Here is a 17681-nt window from a genome sequence, read left to right as displayed (position 1 = left end):
GTCTTCAGGTTCGAGGCGATGGTGACCTCGGCGACGGGATAGGCCAGTTCGCCATTCTCGATCCAGAAACCGGAAGCGCCGCGGCTGTATTCGCCGGTGACCATGTCGACGCCCTGGCCGAACACCTCGGTGACGTAGAAGCCGGTCTTGAGCGATTTGATCAGCTCTTCCGGCGACCGCTCGCCGGGTTCGATGGCGAGATTGGTGGAGGATGGCGTAACGGAGGAGCCGCTGCGTGCGCCGCGGCCGTTGGTGACGAGGCCCAGCTCCCTTGCAGCCGAGGTCGACAGGAACCAGTGGTTGAGCACGCCCTTCTCGACCATCAACAGCTTTTCGCCCTCGACGCCTTCGCCGTCGAACGGACGCGAGGCCTGGCCACGTCGCCGGAGCGGCTCGTCGGTGACGGTGATGGCGGAGGCGGCCACCTGCTTGCCCATCATGTCGCGCAGGAACGAGGTCTTGCGCGCGACCGAGGCGCCGTTGATGGCGCCGGCGAGATGGCCGGCGATGCCGCGCGCGACGCGTGGGTCGAACACCACGTCGACCGGCCCGGTCGCCGCCTTGCGCGCGCCGATGCGGCGCACGGCGCGCTCGCCGGCCTTGCGGCCGATGTCCTCGGGCGCATCGAGATCTGCAAAATGCTGGCGCGAGGAGAATTCATAGTCGCGCTCCATGCCGGTGCCCTCGCCGGCGATAACGCTGGCCGAGCGCGAAAAACGCGAGCCGACATAGTGGCCGAGGAAGCCGTGCGAGGTGGCCAGCACCAGGCCGCCCAGCCCGGCACCGGCGCTGGCGCCGGCCGAATTGGTCACGCCCTTGACGGCAAGCGCTGCCGCTTCCGCCGCCAATGCGGCTTCCTTCAACTGGTCTGCCGACACTTCGGTGGCGTCGAACAGGTCGAGATCGCGCGTCTGTTTGGCGAGCAATGCCGGATCGGCCAGCCCTTGATAGGGATCCTGCGGCGACACTTTCGCCATCGCCACGGCGCGCTCGGCCAGCGTTTTCGGGTCGGACGCCGCTGTCGCCGAGACACTCGCCACGCGGCCGCCGACGAAAACGCGCAGCGCCACATCCTCGCTTTCGGAAGCTTCGGTAGCCTCGACCTTGCCGAGACGCACCGACACACCGGTCGAGCGGCCGCGCACGGCCACCGCGTCGGCGGCATCGGCGCCGGCCTTTTTGGCAGCCTCGACCAGGGCCGCGACGCGGTCGGTCAATTTTGCTGCGTCTGATATGTCGGTCATGCCTGAAATCCTGCTGGTGCGGCCGGTGTGCGGCCGTTGCCCACCCATCTATTGTTCCGGTCCGGCTTGTGCAATGGCATAGGCTTCAATCAAAATGCAGGGCGGACGGTTCAAACCGCGAACCCTGTGACGCAAAATCGGTTCGCAGCCTGCACGGAGCATTTCGATGACGCCTTTCCATCTCGCCTTCCCGGTCCGTGATCTCGATGAAACCCGCGTTTTCTATGGCGAGGTGCTGGGCTGCGCGATCGGCCGCTCGTCAGCGACCTGGGTCGACTTCGACCTCTACGGTCACCAGATGTCGGCGCATCTGCGGCCGCAGGCCGCACAGGCACCCAGTGACGGCAGGGTCGACGGCATTGTCGTGCCGATCCCGCATTTCGGCGCGGTGCTCTTGATGGACGACTGGCAGCGCCTGGCGACACGGCTGGAGGCGCGCGACGACATCGACTGGCTGGAACGGCCGATGGTCCGCTTCAAGGGCGAGCCCGGCGAACAGGCAACGCTGTTCATCCGCGACCCCTCGGGCAATGCCTTGGAATTCAAGGGCTTTCGCTCGCTGGAGCAGGTTTTCGCGCACTAGCTCAGATCGAGGGCATCCATCGATCAACGGCCGAAACGGCCCGCCGCGAAAGGTGCGAGCCGAGCCGGATCGCCGCGTCCGCCGATCAAGTTGGCGACCAGCCGCGCGGTGATCGGAGCCAGCGTCAGGCCGAGATGGCCGTGCCCGAAAGCATGAATTACGCGGGAGCTGCCGCGCGAAGCGCCGATGACCGGCCTGGAATCCGGCAGGGACGGCCGGAAGCCGAGCCATTGCGAGGCAGGCGAGCCGAGCCTGGGAAAAATTTGCCTGGCGCCACGGTCAAGCAGCGCCAGCCGGCGCGGATTTGGCGGCGCGACCAGGCCGCCGAGTTCGACGGTGCCGGCGACCCGCAAGCGGCCAGCCATCGGCGTCAGGTAGAAACCAAGATCGACGGGACAGACAGGTCGGTTGAGCAGCGGCGCGTCGGTCTGGAATTCCAGATGATAGCCGCGCTCGGTCTCGAGCGGAATCCTGTCGCCGGCCTGCGCGGCCAGTGCGCGCGACCGTGCACCGGCGGCGATCACCACCGTGCCAGCCTTGATGCGAACGCCGGGTCCGCTGAGCTGCACACCGTCAGCCTCGACCTGCAGCCCGGTGATCTCTGCCTGCTTCACCGATGCACCACGGGCACTCACCGCGCCCAGCAACCGCCGCATCACCATTGCCGGATCGGTGACATTGATCGAGTCGGGAAAATACACGCCATGCGCTGCTGTCGCCGGCAGGCCCGGCTCAAGCGCCGCCACCTCTTCGGGAGTCAGGACCTCTTGGTGGATGCCAAACGCAGCGCGCATTGCCCGGCCGCCGGCGCCAGCGGCAAAATCGCTCAAGCGGCGATAGAGGTAAAGACAGCCATTGCGGCGCATCTGGTCCTCCAGCCCGGCCTCCCCGACCATGTCTTCCCAGGCTGGAAGGGCGTCGGCCAGCAGTCCGGCGAGCGCCAGTGCATTGGCCCGGGTGGCCGCCGGCAGCGATTGCCGCATGAACCGAACGAGCCATGGCGCCAGCTGCAGCAGCGCCGGCCAGCGCAGCGAAAACGGGCTGTCGGGATCAAGCAGCAGCTTTGGCAATGCCCGCAGCACCGCAGGAGTGCCGACCGGCATGCAGGCATATTCGGCGATCGTTCCGGCATTGCCGAACGACGCGCCTGAGCCCGGCTCGTTCGGATCGATGAGCAGGACTTCGCGGCCGTCCGCGACAAGGCGAAGTGCCGTCGCCAGCCCGACAACTCCGGCGCCGACAATGGCGATTTCGACCGTTTCAGAAGCAGCCACTGTAGATCTTCCCGATTGACCTTGAAATCCAGTACCGATCATGTGGTCTCTTGGTTCGGGGTCACGGTCCAGTCTTGATCCCTGGAATCGAATAGGCCAGATCTTTCCGCCCTCAGGCGACAGGCGTCCAGATCACGTCCTCGATTTTTTGCGCGCCGGTCGCCAGCATCGCCAGCCGGTCGAAGCCGAGTGCGATGCCGCTGGCCGGCGGCATGATGGCAAGGGCTGAGAGAAAATCCTCGTCCAGCGGATAGCGCTCGCCATAGACGCGCTGCTTCTCGTCCATCTCGATAACAAAGCGCCGGCGCTGCTCGTCGGCGTCGGTCAGTTCGCCAAAGCCGTTGGCGAGTTCGACGCCGCAGCAATAGAGCTCGAAACGCTCGGCGAGGCGCGGGTCGCGCTGGCTCGGCCGCGCCAGTGCCGCCTCGGCGACGGGATATTCGCACAGGATGGTCGCGCGCCCCTGCCCGAGGAATGGCTCGACCTTTTCCACCATCACCCGGCTGAACAGATCGGCCCAGCTGTCGTCGGGCGCGGTGCGCAGGCCGGCATGGGTCAAGGCGGCGTGCAGCGCGTCGCGGTCGGTGCTGCCGTCGGCGGCGACCGTGGCCAGCAGGTCGATGCCGGCATGGTGGGCGAAAGCGTCCGCCACCGTCAGTCGTTCCGGCTCGGCAAACGGATCGCAGTCGCGGCCCCGGAAAGAGAAAAGAGTCGCCCCTGTCCTTGTCGCGGCCAGCGCCAGAAAGGCCGCACAATCCAGCATCAGGCTCTCATAGGCCTCGCCCACCCTGTACCATTCGAGCATGGTGAATTCGGGATGATGCAAGGGGCCGCGCTCGCGGTTGCGATAGACCGGACCGAAGCTGAAAATCCTGGTTTCACCGGCGGCGATCAACTTCTTGCAGGCGAATTCCGGCGAGGTGTGGAGATAGAGTGGCGCCCTTGCACCGTCCGGCCCGACCGCTTCCGTGGCGAAAGCCGCCAGATGCGCCTCATTGCCGGGCGAGACCTGCAGCGCCGCCGTTTGCACCTCGACGAAATCATGGGCGGCGAACCAGTCGCGCAGGCCGGCGGCGATGCCATTGCGCAGCATCAGCCGCGGGCGGCGGTCGGCGTGAACGTCAGGCGTCCACCAGGGCGAAGCTTCGGTCATGCGGCTCGGAACATGGTGGAAGGGGGCTGGCGGCGGCGGCCAAGATGCGGTAGGCCCCCATCCAGCGCCGCACTAGCCGGCAAACGCCAGTCAACTCTTCTTGCAGGATTTAAAACCGTGGTGAAAGTCATCGCCAGTTCGCTCCGCAAAGGCAATGTCGTCGACAAGGACGGCAAGCTTTATGTGATCCTCTTTGCCGAAAACATCCACCCAGGCAAGGGCACGCCGGTAACGCAGCTCGACATGCGCCGCATCGGCGACGGGGTGAAGGTTTCGGAACGCTACCGCACCACCGAGCAGGTCGAGCGCGCCTATGTCGAAGAGCGCGAGCACACCTTCCTCTACCGCGACGGCGAAGGCTTTCACTTCATGAACCCGGAAACCTACGACCAGGTGGCGGTGTCGGAAGCCGTGGTCGGCGACATGGCACCTTACCTGCTGGAAGGCATGGCCGTGCAGGTGTCGCAGTTCAACGGCATTGCCATTTCCCTGGTGCTGCCGCAGCGCGCCACCTTCGAAGTGGTGGAAACCGAGCCGACGACCAAGGGACAGACGGCCTCGTCGTCCTACAAGCCGGCCGTGCTGTCCAACGGCGTACGCACCCTGGTGCCCCCCCACATCGCGCCGGGCACCCGCGTGGTGGTGATGACGGCTGATGGGGCTTATGTGGAGCGGGCGAAGGACTGAAGACGAGCGGTGGGGTTACGGGTTTACCGGCCAGCCCTGCGTTTCACCAGGGCTCACCCTTGTCCTCTTCCGCTGTCTCCCCTTGAACGCGGCGCCTCCGCCCGCACAGCGATATTTTTCACGAAGCATGTCGCAAACACCCTGCGCGGTCCGTCCTTTGAGCGAAGAAGGAGAACGCCATGCGAAAACTTATCGTCACCGAATTCATTAGCGTTGATGGTATTGCCGAGGTCGAGAAGCTGCCAAGCGTGACCTGGAACGACGAGATGAACAGGTTCAAGGAGGACGAGCTTGCCGATAGCGGCGCCATGCTTTTGGGGCGCACGACCTATGAGATCTTTGCCGGCTCCTGGCCGACGGAAACCGGAGATTTTGCCGAACGGTTCAACGCGCTGCCGAAATATGTCGCGTCGAACAGCCTGAAGGCGCTCGACTGGAAGCCTGCCGAATTGCTGAAGGGACCGCTGCCGGAAGCGGTCAGGACGCTGAAGCAAGGCAGCGGCGGCAACATCTATGTGCATGGCAGCCTCAGCGTCGCGCAGGAATTGCTGCGCCATGGCCTGGTCGACCGCGTCAGGCTGCTCAGTTATCCCGGCACCGTCGGCCAGGGCAAGCCGCTGTTCCCAGGCGGCGAACCGGTGGCGCTGGAATTGATTTCTGCGATGCCATTCAGCAACGGCGTTGTGGCGCTGGAGTATGCGCCGGTGGCGGCGAAGTCGTAAATCGGTTGGAGCCTTTCAGATCGAATGGGGAAGATGCATCCTCACCCGACCTGCTTGCCCCGTCTCCCCTTGATGGCGGCGCTATTCCTCGCCTCCACCGCCTTCTCCACCTGCCGCTTCAGTTCGTCCTTGATATCCACCGTCTCGTTCATCAGCGCGTCGATCTTCAGGAAATCGAGGACGCGGTATCTCGACACTGCCGGGCGGACCAGGATGTCGGGGCGGCATTGCTTCAGCTTGTTGGCGATGATCGACTGCATCATCAATTGCGTGGCGCCGAACATCAGGTCGACGGAGGTCGGCTGTTTGCGGTCGGCCTCTTCCGGTGCGCCGACGACGTCGACGCCGATGATGATGTCGGCGTCGTTCTCGATCAGGTCGAACGGCACGGGGTTGTAGATGCCGCCGTCGATCAGCAGCCTGCCGTCTCGCATCACCGGACGGAACACGGCGGGAATGGCCGCTGACGCCGCCAGCGCGGAGTGCAGGTCGCCGTCTTCGAAGACGGCCAGCTTGTGACCGAAATAGTCGGTCGCCGTCACCTTCAGCGGGATTTTCAGCTCGGCAAAGGTTTCGGGGATGGCCTCGGGCAGAAAGGCTTTCAGGATGCGCTCGACATTGAACTGGCTGACGCGGATGCCGTTCTGCATGGCTTCGGCTATCGTGCCCGGCCGCGCCCGCCACATGCGGCTGGCCACCTCGGCGCGGCGGCCGAGGATCGAGCGGGCGTAGTCGTGGATGTCCTTGCCGGCCATACCCGATGCCATGCCGGCACCCATGATGGCGCCGATCGACGAGCCGGCTATGGCCACCGGCTTGATGCCGAGCTCGTCCAGCGCCTCGATGACATGGATATGCGCCAGCCCGCGCGCGCCGCCGCCGCCGAAGGCGATGCCGAAGGTGGGGCTCATCCCTTGCCGGCTCCGGCCAGTTTCGGGCCGATGACCATGATGGTCGGCTCGGTGGTCAGCAGCTTTTTCGCCGCGGCCTTGACCTGTTCGAGCGTCACCGCGTTGATGTAGCCGGCGCGGCGCTGCATGTAGTCGATGCCGAGATCGTCGAGCTGCAACTCGACCAATGTCGAGGCGATGGCGCTGGACGAGTCCAGATTGTTGATGGCGTAGGCGCCGATCATGTATTTCTTGGTCGCCGCCAGTTCCGCTTCGGTCGGGCCTTGCTCGGCCAATTGCTTGACCACATCGCGGACGATGCCCAGCGTCTCGGCCGCGCGGTCGGAGCGGGTGCCGGTGCTGACGATCAACGCGCTGGCGTGGTCCTGGTTGATCAGCGAGGAGTTGACGCTGTAGGCCAGTCCGCGCTTTTCGCGCACTTCCTGGAACAGGCGCGAGGTGAAGGTGCCGCCGCCGAGGATCTCGTTCATCAGCACGGCGGGGAAGAAATCCGCCGCCTTGCGCTTCACGCCGGGAAAGGCGAGCTGCAGGGAGGTCTGCGGCAGGTCGTAGTCGACCTCGATATGCTGCGCCAGCTTCGGGTCGATATCGGCCACAGGCCTCAGCGCCTGGTTCTGCGGCAGGTCGCCGAACACCATGTCGAGCTTCTTCTTCAGCGTCTCCGCGTCGATGGCGCCGACTACGGCGACATGCAGGCCGCCGCGCGCGAACACCGCTTTGTGCAGGGCTTTCAGATCATCGGACGTGATGGCGGCGATGCTTTCCTTGGTGCCCTGATCGGAGCGGGAATAGGGATGGTCGCCATAGAGGGCGCGCGCCCATTTGTTCTGCGCCACCGTGTCCGGGTCGTTTTCGCCGGCGATGATGCCGGACAGGATCTGGGAACGGATGCGGTCGATCGGCAACTGGTCGAAGCGCGGCTCGTTGACCGCCAGCCGCAGCAGGTCGAAGGCCTGGTCGCGCTGCTCGGCCAGCATGCGCATCGAGCCGTAGATGCCGTCGCGGCTCTCGTCGAAGCTCATCTCGGCGCCGGCATCGTCGAGCTTGATCTGGAAGTCTTCACTATCGAGCGGGCCGGCGCCTTCGTCGAACAGGCCGGTCATTAGATTGGCCAGCCCTTCCTTGCCGACAGGATCCTGCGTCGAGCCGCCGCCAAAGACGAAGCGGATGGCGACGACCGGCACGGAATAATCCTCGACCAACCAGGCGGTGATGCCCTTTGGCGAGGTGACGGACTGGATCTCCATGGCCCGCGCGGTGAGCGCCGGCAGGATGAGGAAGAGGATGGAGAGGAAAAGGGTGGTGAGTGCGGCGAGCGCCCTTCCTTCTCCCCTTGTGGGAGAAGGTGGATCGGCGCGCAGCGCCGAGACGGTTGAGGGGTGGGTGACGGAGCGCCGTCGGCGCCAAGCTGGAACACCCCTCATCCGACCTCGCTTCGCTCGGCCACCTTCTCCCACAAGGGGAGAAGGGAGAGAGCGGCGGTGCTGGTTCGTCATCATCAATTCCCCGCCTGTTGCTGCGGCAAGAGATAGCCGGTCGTCGACCGGGCGAGCACCAGATAGCGCGCGGCGACCGCCTTGACCTCGTCTGCGGTGACCTTGCGGATGCGGTCCGTCCATTGCTGGACGTCCTGCACATTGCCGCCGGTGGCCAGCGTCGAACCGTAGATGTTGGCCATGGAATCCTGCTTGTCGCGGGCAAAGATCATCGACCTGACATAGCGGTCCTTGGCCTTTTCCAGTTCCGATGGCGTCACGCCATCCTTGACGATGCGCACCACCTCCGCATCGACTGCCGCTTCGACGTCGGAAATCCTGGCATCGCCGCGCGGCGCGCCGTAGACGGTGAAGTTGGTGTCGTCGAGCATGGTGCCCTGGAAAAAGGCGCCGGCGCTGGATGCGATACCTTGCTGGACGACAAGCGCCTGGTAGAGCCGGCTGCGATTGCCGCCGCCGAGGATCTCCGCCAAGAGGTCGAGCGCTTCCGCCTCGCCCGGCTTTCCCGAATGATAGGACGGCACCACCCATTGCGTGGAAAAGCTCGGCACGCTCACGCGGGCATCGGAGAGCGTGACCGTGCGCTTGGTGTTCTGCTCCGGCTCGACCGGGCGGATGCGGGGCGGCAGATCGGGGCCGCGCGCCACCTTGCCATAGGTCTTTTCGGCCAGCGCCCGCACCGTGTCCGGTTCGACATCGCCGGCGACGATCAGCACGGCGTTATTGGGCCGGTAGTATTTGTCGTAGAAGGCGGTGGCGTCGACGCGGTTCAGCTGCTGCATCTCCTGCATCCAGCCGATGACCGGAATGCGATAGGGCTGGTTCTGCCACAGCGTCGCATCGACCTCCTCGTCCAGCACAGCCTCGGGGCTGTTGTCGATACGCGAGCGGCGCTCCTCGAGGATGACGTCGCGCTCGGTCTTGATGACATCGTCGGTGAGGATGAGGTTGCGCATGCGGTCAGCCTCGAAGCTCATCATCAGCTCGAGCGCCGACGGCGCCACCGTCTCGTGGAAAGCGGTGTAGTCATAGGAGGTGAAGGCGTTGTTGGAGCCGCCGATATCGGAGACGGCGCGGTCGAACTCGCCGGCCGCATGGTTGGTCGTTGCCTTGAACATCAGATGTTCGAAGAAATGCGCGATGCCGGATTTGCCGGGCGGCTCGTCGGCGCTGCCGATCTTGTACCAGACCATGTGGGTGACGATCGGCGCACGGTGGTCGGGAATGACGACCACCTCCATGCCGTTGTCGAGCAGGAAATCCGTGACCTTGAACTCGGCCGGAACCGTGTTGGGCAAGACGGGGCTCTCGGCCAGCACTGGGCTGGTCACGACAAAAGCCAAGGAGGTCGCCAACAGCGTTCCCCGCAGCCATTCAATCCTGGATGTCATCAACGGCTCCGGTTCTGTCGACAGACGATAGGCAAGGTGCTGGCGACAAGCAAAGTGATTTGTTGATCATGTTGCCGGCAAAGGCGGCGGCAAAGAGGCCGGCCCATGGATGCCGGCCAAGGATACGAGGCGTATCAGGACGCCTCGATGAAGCGGATGACGGTCTCGCCATAGTTGCGTTCGTCCAGCACCGAAAAGCCGGGGCCTGGCTCGAAGGACGCCACCGCGGCCTCTTCGACCACGCACAGCGCGCCGGGGCGAAGCCAGCCGCCGGCTTTGGCCGACTGCAAGGCGCGCTCGCCAAGGCCCTTGCCATAGGGCGGGTCGGCGAAGACAAGGCCGAACGGCGCCAGCGTGCCGGCCTCGCCGAGGCCGGTGGCATCGCGGCGGAAGATCTTGGTGCGGCCGGTGAGCCCGAAGGCCTCGACATTGTCGCGGATCAGGCCACGGCCTTCCGCCGATTCCTCGATGAAGACACCGTAGGAGGCACCGCGCGACAGCGCTTCGAGTCCCAGCGCGCCGGTGCCGGCGAACAGGTCGAGCACGCGTGCCCCGTCCAATTGCTCGGCAAAGCGATGCGCCAGCACGTTGAAGACCGCCTCGCGGGTACGATCGGTCGTCGGACGGATGGCGCTCGAGCGCGGCGTCGCCAACGGACGCCCGCGAAACTCACCACCGACGATTCTCATCTCGCTTTGGGGCCTCGGGGACCGTTGCGCGGACGCTCACCGCCGCCAGCCCCGCCCGGACGTTCGCCGCGCGGCTTGCCGAATGGCTTTGCACCGGCCGGTTTGCCATAGGTCGGTTTGAACGAGGCCTTGCGCGCCTTGGCGTCAGCCGCCTTGGCGGCGTCAGCTTCGGCCCTGCCCTTGCCGATCGGTCGCGCGCCTGGCGCCATCCAGACATTGGCCTTGCGCTGGCCGGGCGGCTCGATCGGCCGCTGCTCGCGCTCGGACTTTTTGCCACCGCCCGGCTTGCCACCAAAAGCACCACGCGGCTTGTCGCCGAAGCCACCGCGCGGTTTGTCGCCGAAATTGCCGCGCGGCTTGTCGCCAAAGCTGCGTTCGGGACGCGGGGCGCGTTCGCCAAAACTCTTCTCAGCGTTTCTGTCGGGGCTTGTCGACAGTTTGCCCAGAGCCTCATCGCGGCTGCCTTCGCGGCGCTTGCGGTTCTTGATCAACCCGCCCTCGCCGATCGGGCGGCGCTCGCCATCGCGGGTGAATTTCGGCCGTTCCGGCTCCGGCTCGCGAACTTCGGTGCGCCGCACCGGCTTGTTGGAAAACGGCTTGGTGACATCGGCGTCGAAATTGGCGCCGGATTCCTCGACCAGGCGCTCACCAAGCTGGTCGCGCAACACCCTGCCCTTGATCTCCAGCACATGGCCCTCGGCGAGGTCATCGAGTTGGAACGGCCCATAGGAGATACGGATCAGCCGCGTCACGTCGAGGCCGAGCGAACCCAGGATGTTCCTGACTTCGCGGTTCTTGCCCTCGCGCAGGCCGATCGTCAGCCAGGCATTGGTGCCTTGCTCGCGATCGAGCGTCGCTTCGATGGCGCCGTAAAAGACGCCGTCGACGGCAATGCCTTCACGCAGGCCGGCAAGCGCGCTTTCCTCGACCTTGCCGTGGACGCGCACGCGGTAGCGGCGCAGCCAGCCGGTGGCCGGCAGTTCGAGCACGCGCGACAGGCCGCCATCATTGGTGAGCAGCAGCAGGCCTTCGGTGTTGATGTCGAGCCGGCCGATGGTCATCAGCCGCGGCAATTCAGCCGGCAGCACGTCGAAGACGGTCTTGCGGCCCTCGGGATCGCGGTTGGTGGTGACGACGCCGGCCGGCTTGTGGAACAGGAACAGCCTTGTGCGCTCGATCGGCGGGATTTCCATACCGTCGAGATGGATGATGTCATCAGGCATCACGTTGAAGGCCGGTGAAGTGAGGGCGCGGCCATTGACCTTGACGCGGCCGGCGGCAATCAGCTCCTCGGCATCGCGGCGCGAGGCGAGGCCGGCGCGGGCCAGCCGCTTGGCGATGCGCTCGCCTGCCTCTTCCGCAGCCTCGGCGGGACGCGGGCGTGGCTTGAAGCCGCCGCCTGACGCGCCTTGCGGCCGATCGTTGAAATCCCGCTTCGGGCGATCGCCGAAGTCACGCTTGGGGCGGTCGGCGAAGTCACGCTTTGGGCGATCGACGGCGTCACGCGGGGCGCGGTCACTGAAATCGCGCTTGGGACGGTCGAAGCGCTTTTCGCCGCCCGCTGCCGCCGCAGCCGGCCGGTCGCCCCGCGGTGCATAGGGTTTGCGTGGCCCTTCGCGCTTCTCGTAGGGCTTGCGCTCGCCTTCAGCGGCCACCGGGCGGTCGCCGCGCGGTGCGTAGGGCTTGCGCGGTCCTTCGCGCTTTTCATAAGGCTTGCGCTCGCCTTCGGCGGCCATTGGGCGATCGCCGCGCGGTGCGTAGGGCTTGCGCGGTACTTCGCGCTTTTCATAGGGCTTGCGCTCGCCTTCGGCGGCCATTGGGCGATCGCCGCGCGGTGCATAGGGCTTGCGCGGCCCCTCGCGTTTCTCAAAAGGCTTGCCTTCGGGACGCGGGCCTTTGCTGAAAGGCTTGTCGCCGCCCTTGAAATCGCGCTTCGGCCGCTCGCCATCGGCAGCCATCGGCCGGTCGCCACGCGGTGCGTAAGGTTTCTTGGCGCCAAAGGACGGTTTGCCGCCCTTGCCCGCGGCGCCATCGCGGCTGCGCGGTCCCGCGGCTTTCGGCCCACTCTTGGCCGGACCCTTCCTGGGTCGGAATTTCTTGTCGTTGTCGTCCATGTGGCCTTTATCCGTTTGCGCTGCTACAGCGTGGCGCATCCTTTCGGGCGCGCAACGAACGCTGTAGCACTTTTGATGTGGCGCATGATCATTTTCGAAAACCGAGTCCCGATTTTCGAGGTCATGCGCTCCATAACAGGATCACCGTCAGGTGGCGAGGAGATAATCGGAGTGGAAATCGCGTGAAGCGGCCCGATTTCATGGCGCTGGCGCTGAAGGAGGCCGAAGCTGCCGCCTTGCGAGGCGAAGTGCCGGTCGGCGCCGTCATCGCCAATGGCGCTGGTGTTGTCGCCAGCGCCGGCAACCGCACACGGGAACTTGCCGACCCGACCGCGCATGCCGAGATGCTGGTCATCCGCGAAGCCTGCCGCAAACTGTCGGCCGAGCGGCTGACCGGGCATGATCTGTATGTGACGCTGGAGCCTTGCGCCATGTGCGCCGGCGCCATTTCCTTCGCCCGGCTGCGCCGGCTCTATTTCGGCGCCGCCGACAACAAGGGCGGTGCGGTGGTCAACGGCGTGCGTTTTTTCGCCTCGCCGACCTGCCACCACGCGCCCGACATCTATCCGGGCATGGGCGAGACCGAAGCAGGCCTGCTGCTTAAAGGATTTTTTCGGGAGCGGCGCGGCTGAGCGGGCGCTACGCCCGGCGACACAATTCGGTGTTCTTACAGCCAATCGAACCAGCCGCTGCCCTTCTTGCCTTCCGCCTCTTTCTTGAGACGGCGTTCCTTCTTGTACTCGTCCTCGCCAAGCTCGTTCTGCGGCGCGGTGCCGGCCGCGACACGATACTGCACTGGAGGCTCGCTCAGATATTTGCGGGTGTTCGGATCGCCCTGCTTGCTGTCGGCGAGGCGACGCTGGATCTCGGCGGCACGGCCCTTGTCGGAATCGGCCGGTGTCCATGCCGGCGGGTGGCTCGAGCCTGACTCCGCCATCGCCCTTTTCACCGAGGCCGGATCGGTTTGCACGTCGTCGACGATCTCCGACTGATAGGCCGGGTCGTTCTGATGGGCGGTGGCATCGGCGCGCAAGCGGGCGCGGCGCTGCTCGGGCGATTCGGGCCATTCGGCGCTCGCCGTCTCGATGCTGTCCTGCGGGGCCGGCAGCGCTTCCTTCTGGCCGGGCGCCGGCTTTACAAGCGTCGGACGCGGCTTGTAGTCGATCTGTTCCTTGCGCTTCGGCGCAAATGAAAAGGCGCCTGAAATATCGCCGGCCAGCTGTTCGCCGGCGGTCTTGTCGGTGCCGTAGGTCGGAGAGCCCATGCAGCCGGACAAAGCGAGGCCCGACGCGACAAGCGGCGCCAGCAGCGCCAGGCGCGCATTATATCTCTCGGTCATGCCAAAAAGTCCCACTCTAGACAGCCTCTCGATTGCCACCAGCCTTCTGGCCGGTCCCCATCGTCCAAGCACTTGCGACGGAAATCCGGCGACAATTTGTCTTCCGGAGTTTCGCGTGTTTACCTCAACCACTCGTTAAGGGCAACGCGCGGGCGGTTTTCACCCGCCCGGCGTGGCATTTGTGCACCGATCAAGCTGGCCGGCCTGTCAAAGCCGGCCAAGCGCCTTCAATTCATGCAGCACCGCCGCATCCCTGGCCGAAACATCCGGGAATTCCGGATCCTGGCCGATATCGGCGGTGTAGCGCCATGAGCGTGCGCATTTTAACAGGCCGCGATCCTCGGCCTTCTCGACCACCACGGCGACACCCCTGACGTCGTCGATCGCGAAGGCACCAGCCGGTGCCTCGCCATGAGCGATGACCAGATCGCTGGTGATCGCCATCTCGGCCATGTCGACATCTGAAATCGCCGCTTCGAGCGCTGCATCGTTGATGGTGACGACCGGCACCGCTTCCAGCGACGATCCGATCACCTTCTGGGCCCGCGCGATCTCCAGCGCGCCGGTGACGACGCGCCGCACCTGCCGCACCTGGCGCCACTTTTCCGCCAACGCCTCGTTCTGCCAGTCCGCCGGGATTTGCGGGAACTGGTCGAGATGCACCGAGACCGCGTCGGGATGACGATCGAGCCAGGCCTCCTCCATGGTGAAGGGCAGCATCGGCGCCAGCCATTTCACCAGGCAATCGAAGAGATGGCGCACCACCTGCACAGAAGCCTTGCGCTTCAGGCTCGAGGGCGCGTCGCAGTAGAGCGCGTCCTTGCGGATGTCGAAATAGAACGCGGACAGCTCGACCACCATAAAATCGAGCAGCATGCGGGTGATGCGCTTGAATTCGAAGGCGTCGTAACCCGAGCGCACGACCTCATCGAGCTCGGCCAGCCGGTGCAGCATCAACCGCTCCAGTTCCGGCATCTTCTCCAGCGGCACCTCTTCGCCATCGTCATGGGCGAGCGTGCCGAGCATCCAGCGGATGGTGTTGCGCAGCTTGCGGTAGGCATCGATGTTGGTCTGCAGCACGTTCTTGCCGAGCCGCTGGTCCTCCCAGTAGTCGGTCGTCACCACCCACAGACGCAGGATATCGGCGCCCGACTGCTTGATGACGTCCTGCGGCACCACGGTGTTGCCGAGCGACTTCGACATCTTGCGGCCATCCTCGTCCATGGTGAAACCATGGGTGACGACAGTATCGTAAGGCGCCCTGCCCCTGGTGCCGCAGCTTTCCAGCAGCGAGGAATGGAACCAGCCGCGATGCTGGTCGGAGCCTTCGAGATAGACGTCGGCCGGCCATTTCAGGTCAGGGCGATCCTCCAGCGTGAAGGCATGCGTCGAGCCCGAATCGAACCAGACGTCGAGGATGTCCATCACCTGCTTCCATTTGGAGGCATCGTGATTGCCAAGGAAACGCTCCTTGGCGCCAGCGGCGAACCAGGCGTCGGCGCCCTCCTTCTCGAAGGCGTCCATGATGCGCTGGTTGACCGCTTCGTCCTTCAGCACATTGCCGTCGACATCGGCGAAGACGGCGATCGGCACGCCCCAGGCGCGCTGGCGCGACAGCACCCAGTCCGGGCGCTCCTCGATCATGGCGCGGATGCGGTTCTGGCCGGCGGCGGGCACGAAACGGGTGTCGTCGATGGCCTTGAGCGCCCGGCTGCGCAGCGTCGAGCCGTCGCCGAGGTCCTTGTCCATATAAACGAACCATTGCGGCGTGTTGCGGAAGATGATCGGTTTTTTGGACCGCCACGAATGCGGATAGCTGTGCTTCAGCCGGCCACGCGCGAACAGCGCGTTGCGCTTGATCAGCTCGTCGATGACGGCCTGGTTGGCGTTGCCCTTCTTGCCGTTGTCGTCGATGACGCGCGCCGGTCCACCCTCGCGGTCCGGTCCGAAACCCGGCGCGTCCTTGGTGAAGAAGCCGCCATCGTCAACGGTGAACGGGATGGCGGGATCGATGCCGCGTGCGCGCAGATCCACCGCCGCGTCCATCCAGGCGTCAAAGTCCTCGCGGCCGTGTCCGGGCGCGGTGTGGACGAAGCCGGTGCCGGCATCGTCGGTGACATGGTCACCGGCGAGCATCGGAACGGCAAATTCGTAGCCGCCGCCCAAGCCCTTGAGCGGATGTGAAAGCGTAAGGCTTCCAAGCTCTTGCGCCGAAACGCTGCGGAGACGATTCAAGGTGACCTTGGCCTTGGCCGAGGAGTCTTCGGCCAGTGCGTCGGCAAAGATCAGCTTTTCGCCCGGCTGCGGGCCGAACGCGTTCTCGGCTGCCGTGACCTCGTAGAGGCCATAATTTATACGCGGCGAATAGTTGACGGCGCGGTTGCCTGGGATCGTCCACGGCGTCGTCGTCCAGATGACGACGTGGGCCTGCAGCAGATCGAGAGCGCCCTCCGTCAGCTTGGTCTGGCCATCGTCAATGGGGCGGACAAGGCTGGCGACCGGAAACTTCACCCAGATCGTGTCGCTCTCATAGTCGTGGTATTCGATCTCAGCCTCGGCCAGCGCCGTGCGCTCGACCACGCTCCACATCACCGGCTTGGAGCCGCGATAGAGCTGGCCCGACATGGCGAACTTCAACAGCTCGCCGGCGATGCGCGACTCGGCATGGAAAGCCATCGTCGTATAGGGGTTCTTGAAGTCGCCGATGACGCCGAGGCGCTGGAACTCGGCCCCCTGCACCGTGATCCAACCCGCGGCGAATTCGCGGCATTCCTTGCGGAATTCGTTGACCGGCACCTCGTCCTTGTTCTTGCCCTTGGCGCGGTACTGCTCCTCGATCTTCCATTCGATCGGCAGGCCGTGACAGTCCCAGCCGGGCACATAGTTCGAGTCGTAACCGCGCATCTGGAACGAGCGGGTGATGACGTCCTTGAGGATCTTGTTCAGCGCATGGCCGATATGGATGTTGCCATTGGCGTAGGGCGGGCCGTCATGCAGCACGTATTTCGTGCGGCCGGCAGCGCTCTCGCGCAGCTTGCGGTAGAGATCCATGTCCTGCCAGCGCTTGACCAGCAGCGGCTCCTTCTCCGGCAAGCCGGCGCGCATCGGGAAGTCCGTCTGCGGCAAATAAAGCGTCTTGGAATAGTCGATCGTTTCAGTTGTGTCGGTCATTGGTCTGCCATGTGCATTGCCCGGCGGGCGTACAAGCTCGGGCGTGAACTATCATGTTATGAAAAAAGCGCGAGGGGCGCGCAGAAACTCCCGGCGGCTCCGGCGGCGCTCAGGCCACCCGGAACACCGGGCCTGTAATTCGTATCGCGATCGCGAAAAGGCGCGAAAAGCTGGTCATGGCTGGGCTTTTAGCCGAAGCCACGGCAGGAATAAAGCGTCTCTCGTTCGATTCACCTACATCGTGAAATCGAAGCGGTAGGTGGTCGACACGCCGACCGTGAACTGGTTGCGGTCGCCACGCTCCTTGACCAGGCTGGAATCGGCCGCCGGTCCCATCAGGCGCGAATATTCGCCAAACAGGCTGGCGGTCATCGGCTCGGTCACCTTCCAGGTTATGGCGCCGCCAAGGCCGGTCGATTTCAGCCCGCCACCGGGATGGTATTCGCTCAGGCCGGAGGCCACCGCTTCCTGCGCGTTGACGCCATAATAGGCGTCGAAATAGTTGCCAGAGGCGAAGGAAACACGCGGTCCTCCCGAAATCCTGACGGTCGGCGTCACGTCGTAAAAGGCATCGGCGGCGATGTCGGCGACAAAGCCGTTGTGGGCGCGAATGCCGTGGCGCAGCTCGGCGCGGGCGCGCAGCCAGTCCGTCGGATAGAATTCGAAGAAGCCGCCGACTTCGCCGCCCCAGCGCACCGGATCGAGGCCCTTCAGTTCATCGGCGTTGTCGTCGTCGCGGGAAAACAGGAACTTGCCGGTCAGGCCGGCGCGGACACCGCCATCGTCGACCAGCGCCAACGAGATGTTGTCGTTGCGCGAGACAAAGCGTGCCGCCGGTCCGGCCTTGCCCAATGAGATGATGGGTTGGGCGCTCAGCATGTATTTCCTGCCGCCCTCGAAATTGGGC

15 protein-coding genes are annotated in these 17681 nt (G+C 65.0%); 4 read left to right on the top strand and 11 right to left on the bottom strand.

The genetic code is table 11. The annotated features are described in order from the left end of the window. A partial coding sequence (locus tag EN932_RS11170; protein WP_164890466.1) for a TldD/PmbA family protein occupies positions 1 to 1244 on the bottom strand: 1244 nt, incomplete at its 3' end. A 166-nt stretch (positions 1245 to 1410) separates the two neighbouring features. On the opposite strand from EN932_RS11170, the gene EN932_RS11165 reads away from it, so the two are divergent. Further along, positions 1411 to 1827: a VOC family protein gene (locus EN932_RS11165; RefSeq protein WP_127266861.1), complete on the top strand. Its 417-nt coding sequence runs from the start codon at positions 1411 to 1413 to the stop codon at positions 1825 to 1827. Positions 1828 to 1850: 23 nt separating this feature from the next. Here the strand turns inward: EN932_RS11165 and EN932_RS11160 are convergent, their stop codons facing one another. Further along, complete coding sequence (locus EN932_RS11160; protein ID WP_127385313.1) at positions 1851 to 3101, bottom strand: FAD-dependent oxidoreductase; 1251 nt, start codon at positions 3099 to 3101, stop codon at positions 1851 to 1853. Between the two features lie 112 nt (positions 3102 to 3213). Further along, positions 3214 to 4254 carry an EF-P lysine aminoacylase EpmA gene (gene epmA / locus EN932_RS11155; protein ID WP_127369475.1) on the bottom strand — a complete coding sequence of 347 codons (1041 nt, stop codon included), beginning with the start codon at positions 4252 to 4254 and terminating at the stop codon, positions 3214 to 3216. Positions 4255 to 4371: 117 nt separating this feature from the next. Here epmA and efp point away from each other — a divergent pair, with 117 nt between their 5' ends. Together efp and EN932_RS11145 are read left to right on the top strand one after the other, a co-directional pair. After that, positions 4372 to 4941 carry an elongation factor P gene (gene efp / locus EN932_RS11150; RefSeq protein ID WP_013532351.1) on the top strand — a complete coding sequence of 190 codons (570 nt, stop codon included), beginning with the start codon at positions 4372 to 4374 and terminating at the stop codon, positions 4939 to 4941. A gap of 179 nt (positions 4942 to 5120) precedes the next feature. After that, positions 5121 to 5663, top strand: coding sequence for a dihydrofolate reductase family protein (locus EN932_RS11145; RefSeq protein ID WP_064994145.1), 543 nt, complete (start codon positions 5121 to 5123; stop codon positions 5661 to 5663). Positions 5664 to 5704: 41 nt separating this feature from the next. On the opposite strand, the gene EN932_RS11140 is transcribed toward EN932_RS11145, so the two are convergent. The 5 genes from EN932_RS11140 to EN932_RS11120 form a co-directional block, all read right to left on the bottom strand. Further along, the gene (locus EN932_RS11140; RefSeq protein WP_013532353.1) at positions 5705 to 6574 is read right to left on the bottom strand and encodes a patatin-like phospholipase family protein; all 870 of its coding nucleotides are present in this window, start codon (positions 6572 to 6574) and stop codon (positions 5705 to 5707) included. Continuing rightward, on the bottom strand, positions 6571 to 7998 hold the full coding sequence (locus EN932_RS11135) for a pitrilysin family protein (RefSeq protein WP_127369476.1): 1428 nt from the start codon (positions 7996 to 7998) through the stop codon (positions 6571 to 6573). Before EN932_RS11135 ends, EN932_RS11140 begins: the two co-directional genes overlap by 4 nt. 74 nt (positions 7999 to 8072) lie before the next feature. Beyond that, positions 8073 to 9461: a pitrilysin family protein gene (locus EN932_RS11130; RefSeq protein ID WP_024504837.1), complete on the bottom strand. Its 1389-nt coding sequence runs from the start codon at positions 9459 to 9461 to the stop codon at positions 8073 to 8075. Positions 9462 to 9595: 134 nt separating this feature from the next. Next, entirely contained in the window at positions 9596 to 10150 is a 555-nt protein-coding gene (gene rsmD / locus EN932_RS11125; RefSeq protein WP_013532356.1) for a 16S rRNA (guanine(966)-N(2))-methyltransferase RsmD, read from the bottom strand. Beyond that, a complete protein-coding gene (locus EN932_RS11120; protein WP_128368829.1) occupies positions 10147 to 12264 on the bottom strand; it encodes a pseudouridine synthase in 2118 nt (705 codons plus the stop codon). Before EN932_RS11120 ends, rsmD begins: the two co-directional genes overlap by 4 nt. Positions 12265 to 12446: 182 nt before the next feature. On the opposite strand from EN932_RS11120, the gene EN932_RS11115 reads away from it, so the two are divergent. Next, a complete protein-coding gene (locus tag EN932_RS11115) occupies positions 12447 to 12896 on the top strand; it encodes a nucleoside deaminase (RefSeq protein WP_127368759.1) in 450 nt (149 codons plus the stop codon). A gap of 35 nt (positions 12897 to 12931) precedes the next feature. On the opposite strand, the gene EN932_RS11110 is transcribed toward EN932_RS11115, so the two are convergent. The 3 genes from EN932_RS11110 to EN932_RS11100 all read right to left on the bottom strand — a co-directional run. Further along, positions 12932 to 13603, bottom strand: a complete 672-nt coding sequence (locus EN932_RS11110) for a hypothetical protein (protein ID WP_013532359.1) — start codon at positions 13601 to 13603, stop codon at positions 12932 to 12934. A gap of 207 nt (positions 13604 to 13810) precedes the next feature. Then, on the bottom strand, positions 13811 to 16774 hold the full coding sequence (gene ileS / locus EN932_RS11105; protein WP_127368760.1) for an isoleucine--tRNA ligase: 2964 nt from the start codon (positions 16772 to 16774) through the stop codon (positions 13811 to 13813). A 234-nt stretch (positions 16775 to 17008) separates the two neighbouring features. Beyond that, positions 17009 to 17681: MipA/OmpV family protein (locus EN932_RS11100; RefSeq protein ID WP_164890465.1), on the bottom strand; the 673-nt coding region annotated here is incomplete at its 5' end.

This window comes from Mesorhizobium sp. M7A.F.Ca.US.002.01.1.1 (assembly GCF_004022955.1).
GTDB classification, from domain to species: domain Bacteria; phylum Pseudomonadota; class Alphaproteobacteria; order Rhizobiales; family Rhizobiaceae; genus Mesorhizobium; species Mesorhizobium ciceri.
The sequence above is the reverse complement of the archived record's forward strand: the minus strand, read 5'-3'. Positions and strand labels throughout refer to the sequence as shown.